This is a genomic window from Nonomuraea cavernae (assembly GCF_014646355.1).
GTDB classification, from domain to species: Bacteria; Actinomycetota; Actinomycetes; order Streptosporangiales; family Streptosporangiaceae; genus Nonomuraea; species Nonomuraea cavernae.
In genome coordinates this window covers 209,327-226,107 of record NZ_BMNH01000006.1, presented here as the reverse complement: position 1 = coordinate 226,107, position 16,781 = coordinate 209,327, and the positions used below count along the sequence as shown (strand labels likewise).

Below are 16,781 nucleotides of genomic sequence, written 5' to 3'. Positions count from 1 at the left end.
GCTCATGGGATACGAGGGGATCCTCGTCCCGGAGTGGGCCAAGCCATATGTCGGCTGGGTCGTCGGGATGGACTGGCCCGAGGGCGACGAGACCGGGTGCTTCAGGCTCGCCGACGCCTGCATCACGGCTGCGCATGACCTCGTCGCGCACACCGCGGCAGGCGGGCACGAGAGCGCGCGCAGGATCGGCAAGGCATGGGACGGTGCTGCGCACGAGGCCTTCGTCGAGCATGTCACGAGGGAGCTCGGCGGCCGGGAGGCTGAGCTGGTCAAGCGGCTCACCGAGGTTGCCATGGCGTTTAACGCCGTCGGGCTGCAGATCCAGTACGCCAAGTACATGATCGAGATCACTGTCTGGCTGCTGATCGCCCAGCTGGCGTACCTCCTGGTCATCGCCTTAGCACCCGGCGGCGGCGCGTGCTGGGCGCTGATCGCACTACGCGTACGGCTGGCCAGGATGACCGTGCGACAGATCGCGAACAGAGCCTTGACGAACATGGCTCTGTTCGCGGGCATCGTCGCGGGGATGGACGCAGCCGTCCAGGGCGCACAGATGCTCGGCGGGCGTCGCGACGAGCTGGATCGGCACCAACTGGCCTCCTCCGCGCTGATGGGCGGAGCGATGGGGTTGATCATGGGCGGGATCTCGGGCGGGCTCACCCGGATGGCCTCCGATCGCATGCTCATGGGCGTGACCCGGGCCGAGATGACCACCGCCGAGAAACTGCTGGCCGCCGCCAGCACCTCCATCTACGGCCAGGCGGCCCAGTACGGCCTGGCCGGCACTGCCGTCACCGCGGCCGAAATGCTAATCAATGGGAAATTTGACGTCGAGCTGCTCGCAAAGGCTTTCACCTCAAGCGCACTAGGCGCCGACGGCCAGCACTTTCTGACCACCAGGCACTCGCCCGACTTTCGCGCTCCCGAGGGCGCTCCCGAGGGCAGGCGCGAGGGTGGGCCCGAGGGTGGGCCCGAGGGTGGGCCCGAGGGTGGGCCCGAGGGTGGGCCCGACGCGCCACGTTCGCCGCATCCGTCCCAGCCAGGTTTGGATGGCGGTCCTCGCCCCCGCGACGAGACGCCCGGCGGCAGCGCCCTCAGCCAGGCCAACGCCGCCGATCTCGGTGCCGCGTCGAGGGCGCCAGGAGCCGGCGATCCTGCTGTGCCTGGGGTGCCGGGGTCTGTGCCCGGGGTGCCTGGGGTGCCTGGGGTGCCGGGGTCTGTGCCCGGGGTGCCTGGGGTGCCTGGGGTGCCCGGGGTGCCTGGGGTGGCTGGGGTGCCGGGGTCTGTGCCCGGGGTGCCCGGGGTGCCCGGGGTGCCCGGGGTGCCCGGGGTGCCCGGGGTGCCCGGGGTGCCCGGGGCGCCTGGGGTGCCTGGGGTGCCGGGGGCTGTGCCGGGGGTGGCTGGGGTGCCGGGGTCAGTGCCCGGGGTGTCTGGGTCTGTACCCGGGGCACCCGGGTCTGTGCCCATGCCCCGCGGTGGCGAGTTAGCGGCTCCCCGACCAATCGGTGGCGACCCCGTCCAAGTGAACCCGCCCCTCCCCAGCGCGAGAACCGACGTGCCGCCTCGGGAGGGGGCGACGGCAGTAACGGCGTCCGCCCCCCCGCACTCCCCCCTGCCAGACGCCCCCGCGCCCGGAGCGGTTCGCGACGGGGCAGGCGGACTTGCCCGGAGTGCCGGCCCCACAGCAGCGGACACGTCGAGCGCCTGGCAATCTCTCACCCGGGAAACCCAGGGGACGGTGGGTGACCAGGCGCCGACGACACCCCTAAGGAGCACGCCCGAGGCGCAGGCCGCGCCAAAGGACGCAACCGGGGCGCAGGCCGCGCCAAAGGACACAACCGAGGCGCCGGCTCACGAGAGCCGTCCGCCGGACCCGCCGATACTCGGCGACTGGAAGCAGCAAGGGGTCGCGGACGTCGCCTGGCTGCGCGAAGTAGACCCGCGGATGGACGGCCTCCTGCGCGAGTTGGAGGGGCGAGCCGAGCCCGGTGCGAGGCCGGACGGGGCCTACCGAATGGTCGAACTGGAGGCGTCCAGGGAGGAGGCTCGTAGCCTGTTCCCCGACGAAGTGACCCGGAATCCGGCCCTCAGCAGGATGGTCGAGAAGGCCGTCGATGTCGCCACGGTCCTGTTGGGGCTGGTCGACCGCCAGTTCACGCGCGGGGAGGGAGCCCTGCCGCCGGTCAATGGCACCGTCTGGAAGGAGATGCCTGCCGCCTACAACAACGGTCAACACACCCGGGAAGTCGTCGAAGGCGGCGTCAGGTATACCCTGCGTAGCCGCGAGGTAGACCCCAGAAGTTTCACGCTCGAAGATGTCGTGCTGGTGGTGATCGCTGCCTTGGGGCATGACCTGGTCCAGGGACACGGGAGAGTGCTGGACGAACGCATCGCCGCCGGCTTGACCGTCAAGCTGATGCAACTGCTCATGCCGGAGACCTACACCGAGGCCCACGGGAAGGCGGTCTACGACGGCATCATCGCGACGACCTTCGTGAACGGAGCGCAGGCCGTTGACGCGAACAGCCCGAACGTGAAGCCCATGAAGGCCCTCGCAGTCGCAGATCTCTTTCACCTCGCCCACTCGGTATGGGGGGTGGAGGGCGGCATCCGCTGCGCGCTCAAGGACCTGTCGACACCGGGAGGGAGGTTCTGGGCCGACCTTCCGGGCAGGGTGCACGAGGTCAGGCCCGATGCCGGGCAATTGTCCGTCATCGGCTACCTCAAGATCATCGAAGACGACCCGGTTCTGCGCGCCATGTTCGTCGAGCAAGCTAAAGGGCAAATCGGCTTCACCAAGAGTCACCAGTACCCGGATCCGAGAGTCGACGAGTGGTTCACCGACGCCACTCGCCAGGCCAACGTCGCCTTCCTCGAACGGGAAGTACGTCTCCTGGAAGAGGGCTTGATCACGGTGCCCGAGTACTACCGGCGCGCGCTCAAGAGAGCATCCGAGGCAGACGGTTAGTCATCCGCCGTCACCGGGCCGCCGGGCCGTGCTCGCTGCGCCGATCGGGTAGTGGCGGCGCCCGCCTCAGCCCTGGGCCGGGATCCAGCCCAGGGTGACCGCGAGGATGACGAAGAGGCCGAGGGCGATGCGGTAGAACACGAAGCCGGTGAACCGGTGGGTGCTGATGTATCTCAGGAACCAGGCGACGGCCGCGTAGCCCACGGCGAACGAGATGACCGTGGCCACGATCGTCGGCCCCCACGCCGGGGCCGGGCCCTCACCGATCTGGCTGAGCTCCAGCATGCCCGACAGCAGCACGGCGGGGATGGCCAGCAGGAACGAGTATCTGGCCGCGTCCTGCCGGCGGTAGCCGAGCAGCAGGCCGGCCGTGATGGTGCCGCCCGAGCGGGAGACGCCGGGGATGAGGGCGAGCGACTGCGCGAAGCCGTAGCCGATGGCGTGCCTGAAGCCGAGGTGCTTCTCCAGCGTGAGCGTGTCGCGGGCCCTGCGGTCGGCGAACCAGAGGATCAGGGCGAACACCACGAGCGTGGTGCCGACCAGGCGCAGGTCGCGGAAGACGCCCTCGATCTGGTCCTTGAACACCAGACCGAGGACGCCGATGGGCAGGCTGCCGACGATGACGTACCAGCCCATGCGGGCCGCGTGGTGGGAGCGCAGCGCGGGAGTCCACAGGGAGCGGGTCCAGGTGGACAGGATCTCCCAGATGTCGCGGCGGAAGTAGATCAGCACGGCCGTCTCGGTGCCAAGCTGGATGACCGCGGTGAAGGCGGCGCCGGGGTCCTGCCAGCCGAAGAACGCCGAGACGACCCGGATGTGCGCGCTGGAGGAGATCGGCAGGAACTCCGTGAGCCCCTGGACGAGCCCCAGGATCACCGCTTCGAACCAGCCGATCACGTACGTACCTTCCACGAGCCCCGGAGTGACGAGGCGAGGGTAGCGGACTCAGCGGGCCGGCAGGTGAACGCGGAGGAGACAGCGGGGTATCGCTAGGCGCGGTCGCCGCCTGACGGGTCGCGCGCGGCCACCGTCCAGGCCCCCGCCGCGTCGCGGGCGTAGTCGGCGAAGTCCCGCGCGGGGCGGCCGAGCGCCTCGCGCACGCCGTCGGCCAGGTAGGCGTTGCGGCCGTCGAGGACTTCGGTGAAGAGCGTGGTCAGCAGGCCGATCTCGGCTTCGGGCACGCCGTGCTCGGCCGCCGCCGCCGCGTACTCTCCGGCCGTCACCGGCAGGTAGGCGATCTGCCTGCCGGTCGCCTTCGACAGCTCGTCCGCCACGTCGGCGAACGTCATCAGCCGCGGCCCGGTCAGCTCGTAGAGCCGGCCTGCGTGTCCCGGCCCGGTGAGCGCGGCCACGGCGACGTCCGCGATGTCGTCCACGTCCACGAACGGCTCGGCCACGTCGCCGGCGGGCAGTGCGATGACGCCGTCGAGCACCGGCTCCAGCAGGTAGCCCTCACTGAAGTTCTGCATGAACCAGCCGCACCGGACGATCGTCCACTCGGCCCCCGACTCCTGGACCACCCTCTCGGCGGCCTCCGCCAGCGGCTCGCCCCGGCCGGAGAGCAGGACCAGCCGCCCGACCCCGCTCCGGACGGCGAGCGAGGTGAACGCCCGGATGTCGTCGAGCGCGCCGGGGAAGGCGAGGTCGGGATAGTAGGTCAGGTAGACCGCGTCGACGTCGCGCAGGACGGGCGCCCAGCCGTCGCGGTCGGCCCAGTCGAAGGGCGGCTCGGCGGCGCGCGAACCCACCCGTACGGGCAGGCCGAGAGCGGTGAGCCGGTCAGTCACACGGCGGCCGGTTTTGCCCGTGCCGCCCAGCACCAAAGTTGTCATGCCCCCAGTAAGCCGGAAGGCCGTGAGACTATCCATGGTTGAGGAGCGCAATGCCATATGCGATCGTCTAGACCATGGACCGGCTGGCCGCCCTTCTCGACGGGCCCCGCGCCCGCGGCGCCTTCGTGCTGCGTTCGATCATGGATCCGCCGTGGTCGCTGCGGATCCAGGACGAGGCGCCGCTGACCCTGGTGGCGATGACCCGGGGCGTCGCCTGGGTGACGCCCGACTCCGGCGACCCGGTGCGCGTCGGCCAGGGCGACGTCGCGATCATGCGTGGGCCCGAGCCGTACACCGTGGCCGACGACCCCGCCACGCCGCCGCAGATCGTCATCCACCCCGGCGAGCGCTGCACCACGCTCGACGGCGAGTCGCTGTACCAGGCGATGGACCTTGGCGTCCGCACCTGGGGCAACTCCGCCGCCGGCGGCACGGTGATGATCACCGGCACCTACCAGCTCGAAGGGGAGATCACCCGGCGGCTGCTGGAGGCCCTGCCGGCGCTGCTGGTCGAGCCGGGCGGCCCGGTCATCTCCCTGCTCGGCGCCGAGGTGGTCAGGGACGAGCCGGGCCAGGAGGCGGTCCTCGACCGGCTGCTCGACCTGCTGCTCATCACCGTGCTCCGGTCGTGGTTCGCCGCCCACGAGGCGCCCGGCTGGTATGACGCGATGAGCGACCCGGTGGTCGGCCGGGCCATGCGGATGCTGCACAACAATCCCGCCCACCCGTGGACGGTCGCCACGCTGGCCGCCGAGGTGGGCGTCTCGCGGGCCTCGCTGGCCCGGCGGTTCACCGAGCTGGTGGGCGAGCCGCCGATGGCGTTCCTCACCGACTGGCGGCTGGCGATGGCCGCCGACCTGCTGCGCGAGCCGGGCGCCACGATAGGCTCGGTCGCCAGGAAGGTGGGTTACGGCAGTCCGTTCGCGCTCAGTGCCGCCTTCAAGAGGGTGCGCGGGGTCAGCCCGCGGGAGCACCGGGCGGGAGCCGACAGGTGAAGCCGTTGCTGCTGGTGGACGTCGACGGAGTGCTCAATCCCTTCGGAGCGCCCGGTCCCGGCTTCAGGCGCTACAGGTGCACGGTCGACGGCGTCGGCTACACCGTCCACCTCAACTCCAGGCATGGTCCCAGGCTGCTGGAGCTGGCCCTGCGCACGGGCGCCGAGCTGGCCTGGGCCACCACCTGGGAGCATCACGCCAACGAGTGGATCTCGCCCCGCGTCGGCCTGCCGGAGCTCCCGGTCGTGCCCCTGGGGCCCGACGGCGGCAGCGAGCTGGGCGAGATGTTCAAGACCCGGCACGTGGGGGCGTACGTCGGTGACAGGCCGTTCGTCTGGTTCGACGACCAGGTGCGCTGGGAGGATGAGAAGTATCTCAGGGAGTGTCAGGGTTTGAGCGATTTTCTGCTTGTTCCCGTCGAGCCCAATCGTGGCCTGACCAGCGAACATCTCGCGGCGGCCCGTGACTGGCTGACCCTGTCGGGGTTTTCTCAGGGTCCGTAGCGGGATAGGTGTGGTCAGCCCGTCCGTTCTTCAAGTAGCTGCGACCACACGGAGGAAACGATGTACCGCTCTCGCGAGCACAGGATGCTGGCCGGCGTCTGCGGCGGCCTCGCCGACAAGATGGGCCTGCCGCCGACCCTCGTCCGGATCCTCTGGCTGATCCTTTCCCTGTTCCCCGGCCCGATGTGGGTCGTCTACGTCGTCATGTGGGTCCTCGTCCCCGAGGAGCCGAAGAAGTACTGACGCCGAAGCACTGACACCGAAGAAGCACCGACACCGAAGAAGTGCTGGCGCCGCTCTATCCTCGAAGCATGAAGTCAAGGCCGCTGACGCTCATCCAGGATGAGCTGGTCGACTACGACAAGGCGATGGAGCGCATGGCCGACCTCGTCGGCGAGCGCCAGCGAGACGAGCGGCCGGACACCCTCTGGCTGCTGAGCCACCCGTCGGTCTACACCATCGGGCGCCGCACGCCGCAGGCGCACCTGCCCGACCCGTCGCGTGGCATCCCCGTGGTCGAGACCGGCCGCGGGGGCCAGCTCACCTATCACGGTCCCGGCCAGCTGGTCGGCTACCTGATCGTGAAGCTGGGCGAGCAGGAGCGGATCGTCGACTATGTGCGCGAGGTGGAGCTCCGGCTGATCGAGGCGCTGGGCGCGCTCGGCCTCGCCGCCGAGCGCCGCGACACGCCGCCCGGCTCCGAGCTGCTGACCGGCGTCTGGACCACCGAGAGCGGGCGCAAGATCGTCTCGATCGGGATGCGCCAGAGCCGCGGCGTCACCAGCCACGGTTTCGCGCTCAACGTCGACGGCGACCTCGACCCCTGGCAGTGGGCGGTCGCGTGCGGCATGCCCGACGTCGACATGACCTCGCTCAAGCGAGAGGTCGGCGACGCGTCGATGGGCTCCGTCCGCGTCGCCGTGGCCGCCTCCTTCGAGGCGTCCTGACCTAGTCGCGCGCGAACACCCGCACTTCGGCATCGTGCGCGCTGCCGGTCAGCTTGCCGTCGCAGGTGTAGAGGGGACACTCGAGCGCTTCGGCGAGGGCGATATAGCTGGCATCGTAGGCGGTGTAGTTGTGCCGCAGCTCCCAGATCCGCTCGGCGATCCCTTTGATTTCGTAACGGGCGATCTTGAGTGCGAGGTAGTCGGCTCGCGCCTGCTCGGCTGCGTGCGCAGGCAGTTTCCCGCCGAGCGTAAGGCCTCGCAGAGTCGAGAGAACCTCGACGTCGAGCAGATGTGGGGCATGAACGCTCGCCTGGAGCGCATCGAGGAGCTCGTCGTCGGCTTCGCGGCCGGCCAGCGCCTCTGTCATCGCGGACGAATCGATGACGATCATCGCCTGCCTGCCTCGATGGCCTCGAGAATCTCGGCGGTCGAGGGCCCGTGTGAGCGATCTCGCGCTTTCAGCCGCTTGACGATCTCAGCATTCGTGGGGCGGGCGGCGATATCCGCCAACTCCCTCGCGACATAGGCCGAAAGCGACATTCCTGCTTCGGCCGCACGCTCTTTCAGTGATTCGGCTACTGGTTCGGGGACGTCGCGGATGTAGAGCGTTGCCATGCCCCCACGCTAGCAGTTTGCAAGCAGAGGGGTGCGGGAGACGTACCCCTCTGCTTGGCGGACGTCAGGGGACGGGCACGTCGTCGATCGTGCGGCGGGGGCCGGTGAACCAGTGGCGGGCCGACAGCGCCCACCACAGGGCGATGCCGATCAGCACCACCCCCACCGCGATCGGCGCGTAGTTGACCGAGGTCCAGGTGAAGTCCTCATTGCCGGGGACACCGGCGGGCGAGAACGGCATGACGAAGTAGACCGAGACGATCACGATCTCCACGCACGCGATCCAGCACAGCACTCGATACTTCCTGCCCAGCGTCCACGGGCCGGGGACGAAGTCGTCGCCCATCTTCAGCCTGAGCCAGATCGGGATGAGGAAGGCCAGGTAGAGGCCGATGACCGCCATCGACACCACGGCGTAGAAGGCGACCGGGGTGGTCGTCCCGGCCGGGGCGTAGAGCGCGGGCAGGGTGATCAGCGCCGCCACCGCGCAGCCCGCGAGGATGGCGTTGACCGGGGTCCGGTTGCGGTCGATCTTCGACCAGATCCGCCAGCCGGGTACGGCCCCGTCACGGGAGAACGCGTACGTCATCCGCGACATCGAGGTCACGCAGCTCATGCCGCAGAAGAACTGGCCGATCGTGGAGATCGCGAAGACCGCGGTCGCCAGCGGGGAGGAGAGGGCCGTCTCGAAGATGGCGCCGACGAAGCCGCCCTGCTCGTTGATCGCGTCGACGTTCGTCGCGGCGAACAGGAACGCGAGCAGCAGGATCCAGCCGCCGATGGCCGAGTAGAAGATCGACTGCCAGAGCCCGCGGGCCGCCGAGGTGGCGGCTCCCTGGGTCTCCTCCGACACGTGCGCGCACGCGTCGAAGCCGGTGATCGTGTACTGCGTCAGCAGGAAGCCGAGCGGCAGCACGTACAGCCAGAACGGCAGGCCGCCGTCACCGTCGCCGAAACCGGAGTTGTTGATCGTCTCGGTGAAGACGAACCCGAGCGTCTGGTGGTCGCTGGGCGCGAAGATCAGGATGCCCACGATGACCGCGGCGCCGGCCACGTGCCACCAGACCGAGATGTTCTGCAGTAACGAGATGAGCCGGTGGCTGAAGATGTTGATCAGCGCGTGGAGTCCCAGCACGATCACGAACAGCAGGAACGCCTGGGACAGCGTGCCCTCCCATCCGCCGCCGGTCAGCCGGGAGAGCGTGATGTTGAGGAACGTGGCGCAGCCGTAGTCGACGGACGCGGTGACCGCGATGAGGCCGATCAGGTTGAGCCAGCCGGTGAACCAGCCGTGGATCGGCTTGCCCAGCTTGGCGGCCCACCAGTAGATGCCGCCGGCGGTCGGGTAGGCGGAGACCAGCTCCGACATGCAGAAACCGATGATCAGGATGAAGGCGGAGATCAGCGGCCAGCCCCATGAGATGGCGATGGGGCCGCCGTTGTTCCAGGCCTGGCCGAAGGTGGTGAAGCATCCGGCGAGGATCGAGATGATGGAGAAGGAGATCGCGAAGTTGGAGAACCCGCTCCAGGTGCGGGCCAGCTCTTGCTTGTAGCCGAGCTCGGCGAGTCGCCTGGAATCCTCTTCGGTGGTCATGAGGCTCCCTGGGGGGCGTGGAGAACTCACTCTTTGGTCTACATCTAGACCTTTCCGATCCTAAGAGCAAGGCGTTACAGGCGGGTTTCGTGCGACCTGCGATACATCACCGGAAACAAGGGATATGCGGGGCCCGTGAGGGCCCCGGAGCGGTCACTGGCTGAACGCGTCGATCGCCCCCTGGCAGAACGCCTTGAGGTCGTCCGGCTTGCGGCTGGTGACCAGCACGTTGAGGCCCGCCGTGCACACGACGATCTCCCGGTCCACCCAGTTGGCGCCCGCGTTGCGCAGGTCGGTCTGGAGGCTCGGCCAGGAGGTGACCATGCGGTCGCGCACCACGTCGGCCTCGATCAGGGTCCACGGCGCGTGGCAGATCGCGGCCACCGGCTTGCCCGCCTCGAAGAAGTCACCCACGAACCGCACCGCCTCGGGCACCGTCCGCAGGAAGTCGGGGTTGGCCACCCCGCCCGGCAGGACCAGGCCGTCGAACTCGGCCACCGCCACCTGGTCGACCGTGGCGTCCACGGCGAAGGTGTCGCCGCGGTCGAGGTGGTTGAAGGCCCGGATCCGTCCGGAGCTCGTGGAGATCAGCTTGGGCGTGCCACCGGCCTGCTTGATCGCCTTCCACGGCTCGGTGAGCTCGACCTGCTCGACGCCTTCAGGGGCGACGAGGAACGCGATCGTCTTTCCCTGGATCATCTGGTTTCCCCCTTGTGAGATGGGTGTCCTTCTCTCCCTTTCCGGGGGTTGGCGTTGTATGCGGGCGGCGTCCGGCCGCCGCGGCGGCGGCCGTCGGCAGGCGGGACGCCCTACCGGCCGGGTGACCTAGCATCGGAGAACATGAGCGCGACCATGGTGGTGAAGGATCTCTCGGCAGGTCACGGTGAGCGGGTCCTGTTCTCCGGCCTCGATCTGGTGGTGAGCCCCGGCGACGTGATCGGGCTCGTGGGGGCCAACGGCGCGGGCAAGTCCACCCTGCTGCGCCTGCTGGCTGGCCTCGACCGGCCCGAGCACGGCACCGTACGCCTGAGCCCGCCGACCGCCACGGTGGGCCACCTCCCGCAGGAGCCCGACCGCCGGCCGGGCGAGACCGTCAGAGAGTTCCTGGCCAGGCGCACCGGCGTCGCGCGGGCGCAGCGCGACCTCGACGAGGCGACCCAGGCGCTGGTGGAGGAGCGGCCGGGCGCCGACGACGCCTACAGCCTGGCGCTCGAACGCTGGCTCTCGCTCGGCGGCGCCGACCTGGAGGAGCGGTCGGCGGAGATCGGCCTGACCGTGGGCCTCGACCAGTCGATGACCTCGCTCTCCGGCGGCCAGGCGGCCCGCGCCGGGCTCGCCTCGCTGCTGCTCAGCCGCTACGACCTCTTCCTGCTCGACGAGCCGACCAACGACCTCGACCTCGACGGGCTCGACCGGCTGGAGGGCTTCGTCAACGGCCTGCGGGCCGGCACCGTGCTGGTCAGCCACGACCGCGAGTTCCTGGCCAGGACCGTCACCAAGGTGCTGGAGCTCGACCTGGCCCAGCAGCGCGTCAGCCTGTTCGGCGGCGGCTACCAGGCCTACCTGGAGGAGCGGGAGGTGGCCAGGAGGCACGCCCGCGAGCAGTACGAGGAGTACGCCGGCACCCGCGCCCAGTTGGAGACCCGCGCCCGCACCCAGCGCGCCTGGATGGAGAAGGGCGTGAAGAACGCCCGCCGCAAGGCCACCGACAACGACAAGATCGGCCGCAACCTGCGGGTCGAGACCACCGAGAAGCAGGCCGCCAAGGCCCGCCAGACCGAGCGGCTGATCGAGCGGATGGAGGTCGTCGAGGAGCCGCGCAAGGAGTGGGAGCTGCGGATGGAGATCGCCCCCGCGCCCCGCTCGGGGGCGGTGGTGGCGACGTTGCGCGGCGCGGTGGTCAGGCGGGGCACGTTCACGCTGGGCCCGGTCGACCTGGAGATCGGCTGGGCCGACCGGGTGGCGATCACGGGCGCCAACGGCTCGGGCAAGACCACGCTGCTGGGCGCGCTGCTGGGCCGCACCCCGCTGGACGAGGGGCACGCGGCGCTCGGGCCCGGTGTGGTGGTGGGCGAGGTCGACCAGGCGAGGCGGCTGTTCGAGGGCGACGAGCCGTTGCTGGAGGCGTTCGCGCGGCACACGCCCGAGCTGGCGCCCGCCGACGTGCGTACGCTGCTGGCGAAGTACGGGCTGAAGGCCGCGCACGTGCTGCGGCCCGCCTCGACCCTGTCACCCGGCGAGCGGACCCGCGCGGCCCTGGCGTTGCTGCAGGCCAGAGGGGTCAACCTGCTGGTGCTCGACGAGCCGACCAACCATCTCGACCTGCCGGCGATCGAGCAGCTGGAGTCGGCCCTGGCGAGCTATCCGGGCACGCTGCTGCTGGTCACGCACGACCGCAGAATGCTGGACGCCGTCCACGTCGATCGCCGGCTCAGGGTCGAGGCGGGCACGGTCGTGCGGATCGCCTGAAAATTTACACCGGGCCAGGAAACGAAGATGAAACAATTTTCCGTAGCTCGTTGACATGGACTCTTCGTATGGTGTGCCTTTCTCTACAGCAGGATTCCCCCGCCTGAAGGTGAGGCACCATGAAGAAGTTGTTCGCGCGTCTGGCTGTGCTGGGCGTCGCGCTGTTAGTAGCAGGACAGGGCCAGATCGCCCATGCCCAGGAGCCCGCCGCGGGGAAGAAGATCGTCCGTATCGGGGCGACCCAGGCGGTCGACTCGATGAACCCGTTCCTCGCGGTCCGGCTGGTGTCGTCGTCCATCCACCGCCTGATGTACGGCTTCCTCACCGTCCCCGACCCCAAGACGCTCCAGCCGAGCCCTGACCTGGCCGAGTCGTGGACCACCTCCGACGACGGGCTCACCTGGACGTTCAAGATCCGCCAGGCCAAGTGGTCCGACGGCAAGCCGATCACGGCCGAGGACGCCGCCTGGACGTTCAACAAGGTCATGACCGATGACGCGGCCAAGACCGCCAACGGTCCGGCCGCCGAGAACTTCGAGAGCGTCACGGCCAACGGCCAGGACCTGGTCATCAAGACCAAGGCCCCGCAGGCGTCGATGCTGGAGAACCCGATCCCGATCATGCCGAAGCATGTCTGGGAGAAGGTCACCGACATGGCCAACTACGACGCCGAGGTCTACCCGGCGGTGGGCAGCGGGGCGTACATCGCGATCGAGCACAAGAAGGACCAGTACGTCAAGCTGAAGGCCAACCCCGACTACTGGCGGGGCGCGCCCAAGATCGACGAGCTGCAGGTCATCTTCTACGACAACCCCGCGGCCTCGATCGTCGGCCTGAAGAAGGGCGAGATCGACCTGATCGGCCGCCTCTCGCCGCCGGAGTTCGAGGCGCTCAAGGGCGACTCCAACATCGTGCAGTGGAACCAGCAGGGCCGCCGGGCCAACTACCTGCAGATCAACCACGGCGCGACCACCTCCGACGACAAGCCCATCGGCGACGGCCACCCCGCGCTGAAGGACCCGAAGGTGCGCCAGGCGCTGCACTACGCGATCGACAAGCAGAAGCTCGCCGACGAGGTGCAGAACGGCCTGGCCAAGCCCGCCGACGGCTCGATCGTGCCGCCCATGTACACCGACTTCTTCTGGGAGGCGAGCGGCGACACCAAGGTCAGCCACGATGTCGCCAAGGCCAACCAGATCCTCGACGACGCCGGCTACAAGAAGGGCTCCGACGGCGTCCGCACGATGCCCGACGGTGACAAGAAGCTGGAGTTCCGCTTCAGCATCCACACCGACACCCCCATCGAGGACAAGCTCGCCGAGTACCTGACCGGCTTCTTCAAGGAGATCGGCGTCACGCTGACCACCAAGAAGCTCGACTCCAGCAAGTTCACCGAGGAGACCGGCACCACCGCGCTGTTCGACATCGCGATCAGCGGCTGGTCGGTCAACCCCGACCCCGAGGAGGTGCTGGCGACGCACCTGTGCAGCCGCAGGCCCACCGCCTCGGGCGAGGGCGGCGGCACCGAGTCGTTCTACTGCGACGAGACCTACGAGAAGCTCTACCAGGAGCAGCTCAAGGAGCTCGACCGGCCCAAGCGCGCCGAGATCATCAAGCAGATGCAGGAGCGCCTCTACACCGACGCCCCGGTGATCGCCATCTACTACCCGAACGACCTCGAGGGCTACCGCAAGGACCGCATCACCAGCATCACCCCGATCCCCGAGAACAACGGCATCCTCTACGGCGGCAGCGGCTTCTGGCCGTTCTACACGCTGGACGCCGTCGCGGCCCCGGCCGCCGGATCCGCAGAGAGCGGCTCCAACACCGGCCTCATCGCCGGCGTGGTCGGCGCCGTGGTCGTCATCGGACTCGGGGCGTTCTTCCTGACCAGGCGGCGCAAGAGCGTCGCGGACGAGCGCGAATGACAACACCGCTCGACGCAGCGGAGCCCGCCGTCCAGGCGGCGGGCTCCGGTGACGGGCGCCCCGCCTACCGAGGCACGCTGAGATACGCGCTGTCGAAGGCAGGCGGGGCGTTGCTCAGTGTCGCCATGGTGATCATCGGGACGTTCTTCGCGTTCCGCCTGCTGCCCGGCGACCCGGTGCGCGCCCTCGCGCAGGGCCGCAACATGACCCCGGCACAGCTCGACCTGGAGCGGCACCGGCTCGGTCTGGACAAGCCGCTGATCGAGCAGTTCTTCGACTTCGTCGGCAAGACGCTCCGCCTGGACCTCGGCACCTCCTACGAGTACAAGCGGCCGGTCATCGACCTCATCGGAGATCGCATCGGCGCCACACTGCTGCTCGCCGGAACGGGCCTGGCCATCGCGGTGATCTTCGGCCTCTGGCAGGGCATCCGGGCCGGCTGGCGGCCCGGCAGCCGCTTCGACCGCTTCTCCACCGGCGTCTCGCTGGTGCTCTGGTCCGTGCCGACGTTCTGGCTCGGACTGCTGCTGCTGATGACCTTCGCGGCCGGCATCGGCCCCATCCCGGGCCTCTTCCCCACCCGGGGGATCGAGAGCGTGGACGCCCCCGACGGCTTCGCCTACCTCCTCGACGTGGGCATGCACATGGTGCTGCCCTGCCTCACGCTGGCCGCCGTGGTCTACGCCCAGTATCTGATGGTCATGCGCTCGTCGCTGCTCGAGGAAGTGAGCCAGGACTACGTGACCACCGCACGGGCCAAGGGCCTGCGCGACGACGACGTACGCCGCCGCCACGCGGTGCCCAACGCGCTGCTGCCCACGGTGACGCTGGTCTTCATGCGCATCGGCTTCGTCGTCGGCGGCGCGGTCACCGTCGAGGCCGTCTTCAGCTGGCCCGGGCTCGGGCAGCTCTTCTACGAGGCGATCAGAGTGCCTGACTTCACGCTCATGCAGGGCACGTTCATGCTGATCGCCGTGGCGGTGATCCTCATGAACACACTGGCCGACGTGGTCTACCACGTCCTCGACCCGAGGGTGAGGTCGGCGTGACCAGTGTCGCCTGGACCCGGAGACGGCTGGCGTTCGGCCGCTTCTGGGACGGCTTCCGCCACGAGCGGGCCGGTGTGATCGGGCTGGCGGTGCTGGTCGCGGCCGTCGTGCTCGCGCTGGCGGCGCCGCTGTTCATCGGCGAGAGCGTGACCAACGTGGTCAAGGGCACCGGCGACCGGATGGCCGCGCCCAGCCTCGACTACCCGTTCGGCACCGACGAGTCCGGCCGGTCGATCCTGCTGATGGTCTGGTGGGGGTCACGCACCTCGCTGCTCATCGGCTTCCTGGCCGCGTTGCTCACCATCGGGATCGGCGCCGTGGTCGGCATCGCGGCCGGTCACTTCCGCGGCTGGATCGGCGCCGTGCTGATGCGCGTCACCGACTGGTTCCTGGTGCTGCCGTCGCTGGTGACGGCGCTGGTGCTGGCGGCCATCCTCGGCGGCAGCACGCTCACGATCATCATCGCGATCGGGGTCACCTCGTGGCCCTCGACCGCCCGGCTGATCAGGGCGCAGACCCTCGCCGTGGAGGCCAGGCCGTACATCGAACGGTCCAAGGCGCTCGGCGGCGGTCACTGGCACATCACCACCAGGCACGTCCTGCCCAACGTGGCGCCGCTGCTGCTGGCCAGCACCACGCTGGAGGTGGCCAGCGCGATCGTCACCGAGTCGACCCTGGCCTTCCTCGGTGTCAGCGCCAACAAGACCTCGTGGGGCACCATGCTGCGGGCCTCCTACGACTGGGGCGCGGTCAACCAGGGCGCCTGGTGGTACATCCTCATCCCCGGCCTCTGCATCGTCGCCGTCGTCATGGCGTTCACCCTGTGCGGCAGGGCGCTGGAGTCGGTGCTCAACCCGCGACTGCGGAAGGCGGGCGTATGACGGCCCTTCTCGAACTGGACGATCTCTCGGTGACCTACCGCATCGCGGCGGGCGAGGTGCCCGCCGTACGCGGGGTGTCGCTGAGCCTCGACTCGGGGGCGGCGCTCGGGGTCGCCGGAGAGTCGGGATCCGGCAAGTCGACGCTGGCCATGGCGCTGCTGCGGCTGCTGCCGCGCGACGCCCGCGTCGGCGGCCGGATCCTGCTCGACGGCGAGGACGTGCTCACCATGAAGTGGGGCAGGCTGCGGGCCGTCCGGTGGGCCGAGGCGTCCATCGTGTTCCAGGGCGCGCAGCACGGGCTCAACCCGGTGCAGCGGATCGGCGACCAGATCGCCGAGCCGCTGCTGGTGCACGACCTGGTCAAGCCCGACGGCGCCCGCAAGCGCGTCGCCGAGCTGCTCGAACAGGTCGGGCTGCCCACCTGGCGAGCCGGCAGCTACCCGCACGAGCTGTCCGGCGGGCAGCGGCAGCGCGTGATGATCGCGATGGCACTGGCCTGCTCGCCCCGGCTGATCGTGGCCGACGAGCCGACCACGGCCCTCGACGTGATGGTCCAGGCGCAGGTGCTCACGCTGATCAAACAGCTGATCGCCGAGCACGGCATCTCACTGATCATGATCTCTCACGACCTCTCGGTGCTCGCCGACGTGTGCGACCGGCTGGCCATCATGTACGCGGGCCGCGTCGTCGAGAACGGCCCGTCCCGCGAGGTGTTCCACGACGCCAGACACCCCTACGGCCGGGCGCTGGCGGCGGCGTTCCCGACCGTCGGCGACCCCGCCTCCCGGCTGGCGCCCAGGGGCCTCGGCGGCGACCCGCCCGACCCCATGCGGCTCCCGACCGGTTGTTCGTTCCACCCGCGCTGCCCGGTGGCGCTGGCCGAGTGCTCGACCCTCGACGTCGAGCTCTGGCCCGCCGGCGAGGCACGTTCGGCCGCGTGCGTGCACGTACGGGCGAAGGAGGAGATCTCTTGACCGAGACGCGAGCCGCGGGGGGCGAG

Annotated in this window: 16 protein-coding genes; 10 read left to right on the top strand and 6 right to left on the bottom strand. The window is 69.5% G+C overall.

The window, feature by feature from the left end; all coding sequences use genetic code 11:
* Positions 1-4 precede the first annotated feature (4 nt).
* Positions 5-2,968 (top strand): WXG100-like domain-containing protein, encoded by a 2,964-nt coding sequence (locus IEY82_RS13865; RefSeq protein ID WP_189124490.1) that lies wholly within the window; start codon positions 5-7, stop codon positions 2,966-2,968.
* A gap of 66 nt (positions 2,969-3,034) precedes the next feature.
* Here IEY82_RS13865 and IEY82_RS13860 read toward each other — a convergent pair whose 3' ends face one another.
* Both IEY82_RS13860 and IEY82_RS13855 read right to left on the bottom strand, forming a co-directional pair.
* A complete protein-coding gene (locus IEY82_RS13860) occupies positions 3,035-3,865 on the bottom strand; it encodes an undecaprenyl-diphosphate phosphatase (protein WP_189124489.1) in 831 nt (276 codons plus the stop codon).
* 92 nt (positions 3,866-3,957) lie between these two features.
* A complete protein-coding gene (locus IEY82_RS13855) occupies positions 3,958-4,800 on the bottom strand; it encodes an NAD(P)H-binding protein (RefSeq protein ID WP_189124488.1) in 843 nt (280 codons plus the stop codon).
* A gap of 74 nt (positions 4,801-4,874) precedes the next feature.
* Here IEY82_RS13855 and IEY82_RS13850 point away from each other — a divergent pair, with 74 nt between their 5' ends.
* The 4 genes from IEY82_RS13850 (at position 4,875) to lipB (ending at position 7,245) form a co-directional block, all read left to right on the top strand.
* Positions 4,875-5,795 (top strand): AraC family transcriptional regulator, encoded by a 921-nt coding sequence (locus IEY82_RS13850; RefSeq protein WP_189124487.1) that lies wholly within the window; start codon positions 4,875-4,877, stop codon positions 5,793-5,795.
* A complete protein-coding gene (locus tag IEY82_RS13845; protein WP_225263240.1) occupies positions 5,792-6,298 on the top strand; it encodes an HAD domain-containing protein in 507 nt (168 codons plus the stop codon). The genes IEY82_RS13850 and IEY82_RS13845 overlap by 4 nt, the downstream gene beginning before the upstream one ends.
* A gap of 60 nt (positions 6,299-6,358) precedes the next feature.
* Positions 6,359-6,541: a PspC domain-containing protein gene (locus IEY82_RS13840; RefSeq protein WP_189124486.1), complete on the top strand. Its 183-nt coding sequence runs from the start codon at positions 6,359-6,361 to the stop codon at positions 6,539-6,541.
* 68 nt (positions 6,542-6,609) lie between these two features.
* Positions 6,610-7,245, top strand: coding sequence for a lipoyl(octanoyl) transferase LipB (lipB, locus tag IEY82_RS13835; RefSeq protein ID WP_189124485.1), 636 nt, complete (start codon positions 6,610-6,612; stop codon positions 7,243-7,245).
* A 1-nt stretch (position 7,246) separates the two neighbouring features.
* On the opposite strand, the gene IEY82_RS13830 is transcribed toward lipB, so the two are convergent.
* The 4 genes from IEY82_RS13830 to IEY82_RS13815 form a co-directional block, all read right to left on the bottom strand.
* Complete coding sequence (locus IEY82_RS13830; RefSeq protein ID WP_189124484.1) at positions 7,247-7,636, bottom strand: type II toxin-antitoxin system VapC family toxin; 390 nt, start codon at positions 7,634-7,636, stop codon at positions 7,247-7,249.
* On the bottom strand, positions 7,633-7,860 hold the full coding sequence (locus IEY82_RS13825; RefSeq protein ID WP_189124483.1) for a FitA-like ribbon-helix-helix domain-containing protein: 228 nt from the start codon (positions 7,858-7,860) through the stop codon (positions 7,633-7,635). The genes IEY82_RS13830 and IEY82_RS13825 overlap by 4 nt, the downstream gene beginning before the upstream one ends.
* Positions 7,861-7,924: 64 nt before the next feature.
* Positions 7,925-9,454 (bottom strand): amino acid permease, encoded by a 1,530-nt coding sequence (locus IEY82_RS13820; protein WP_189124482.1) that lies wholly within the window; start codon positions 9,452-9,454, stop codon positions 7,925-7,927.
* Between the two features lie 153 nt (positions 9,455-9,607).
* Positions 9,608-10,153 (bottom strand): type 1 glutamine amidotransferase domain-containing protein, encoded by a 546-nt coding sequence (locus IEY82_RS13815; protein ID WP_189124481.1) that lies wholly within the window; start codon positions 10,151-10,153, stop codon positions 9,608-9,610.
* Positions 10,154-10,294: 141 nt separating this feature from the next.
* Between IEY82_RS13815 and IEY82_RS13810 the strand changes: the two genes are divergently transcribed.
* From IEY82_RS13810 to IEY82_RS13790, 5 genes are all read left to right on the top strand, one after another.
* Entirely contained in the window at positions 10,295-11,923 is a 1,629-nt protein-coding gene (locus IEY82_RS13810; RefSeq protein WP_189124480.1) for an ABC-F family ATP-binding cassette domain-containing protein, read from the top strand.
* A gap of 119 nt (positions 11,924-12,042) precedes the next feature.
* Positions 12,043-13,851: an ABC transporter substrate-binding protein gene (locus IEY82_RS13805; RefSeq protein ID WP_189124479.1), complete on the top strand. Its 1,809-nt coding sequence runs from the start codon at positions 12,043-12,045 to the stop codon at positions 13,849-13,851.
* Positions 13,848-14,900: an ABC transporter permease gene (locus IEY82_RS13800; RefSeq protein WP_189124478.1), complete on the top strand. Its 1,053-nt coding sequence runs from the start codon at positions 13,848-13,850 to the stop codon at positions 14,898-14,900. The genes IEY82_RS13805 and IEY82_RS13800 overlap by 4 nt, the downstream gene beginning before the upstream one ends.
* Positions 14,897-15,781, top strand: coding sequence for an ABC transporter permease (locus IEY82_RS13795; RefSeq protein WP_189124477.1), 885 nt, complete (start codon positions 14,897-14,899; stop codon positions 15,779-15,781). Before IEY82_RS13800 ends, IEY82_RS13795 begins: the two co-directional genes overlap by 4 nt.
* Positions 15,778-16,755 (top strand): ABC transporter ATP-binding protein, encoded by a 978-nt coding sequence (locus IEY82_RS13790; protein WP_189124476.1) that lies wholly within the window; start codon positions 15,778-15,780, stop codon positions 16,753-16,755. The genes IEY82_RS13795 and IEY82_RS13790 overlap by 4 nt, the downstream gene beginning before the upstream one ends.
* The last annotated feature ends 26 nt before the right edge of the window (positions 16,756-16,781 follow it).

Coding starts and splice junctions, on each gene's coding strand:
- IEY82_RS13865 (WP_189124490.1), top strand. CDS start 5: ATGGGATACGAGGGGATCCTCGTCCCGGAGTGGGCCAAGCCATATGTC.
- IEY82_RS13855 (WP_189124488.1), bottom strand. CDS start 4,800: ATGACAACTTTGGTGCTGGGCGGCACGGGCAAAACCGGCCGCCGTGTG.
- IEY82_RS13850 (WP_189124487.1), top strand. CDS start 4,875: ATGGACCGGCTGGCCGCCCTTCTCGACGGGCCCCGCGCCCGCGGCGCC.
- IEY82_RS13840 (WP_189124486.1), top strand. CDS start 6,359: ATGTACCGCTCTCGCGAGCACAGGATGCTGGCCGGCGTCTGCGGCGGC.
- lipB (WP_189124485.1), top strand. CDS start 6,610: ATGAAGTCAAGGCCGCTGACGCTCATCCAGGATGAGCTGGTCGACTAC.
- IEY82_RS13830 (WP_189124484.1), bottom strand. CDS start 7,636: ATGATCGTCATCGATTCGTCCGCGATGACAGAGGCGCTGGCCGGCCGC.
- IEY82_RS13825 (WP_189124483.1), bottom strand. CDS start 7,860: ATGGCAACGCTCTACATCCGCGACGTCCCCGAACCAGTAGCCGAATCA.
- IEY82_RS13820 (WP_189124482.1), bottom strand. CDS start 9,454: ATGACCACCGAAGAGGATTCCAGGCGACTCGCCGAGCTCGGCTACAAG.
- IEY82_RS13815 (WP_189124481.1), bottom strand. CDS start 10,153: ATGATCCAGGGAAAGACGATCGCGTTCCTCGTCGCCCCTGAAGGCGTC.
- IEY82_RS13810 (WP_189124480.1), top strand. CDS start 10,295: ATGAGCGCGACCATGGTGGTGAAGGATCTCTCGGCAGGTCACGGTGAG.
- IEY82_RS13805 (WP_189124479.1), top strand. CDS start 12,043: ATGAAGAAGTTGTTCGCGCGTCTGGCTGTGCTGGGCGTCGCGCTGTTA.
- IEY82_RS13800 (WP_189124478.1), top strand. CDS start 13,848: ATGACAACACCGCTCGACGCAGCGGAGCCCGCCGTCCAGGCGGCGGGC.
- IEY82_RS13790 (WP_189124476.1), top strand. CDS start 15,778: ATGACGGCCCTTCTCGAACTGGACGATCTCTCGGTGACCTACCGCATC.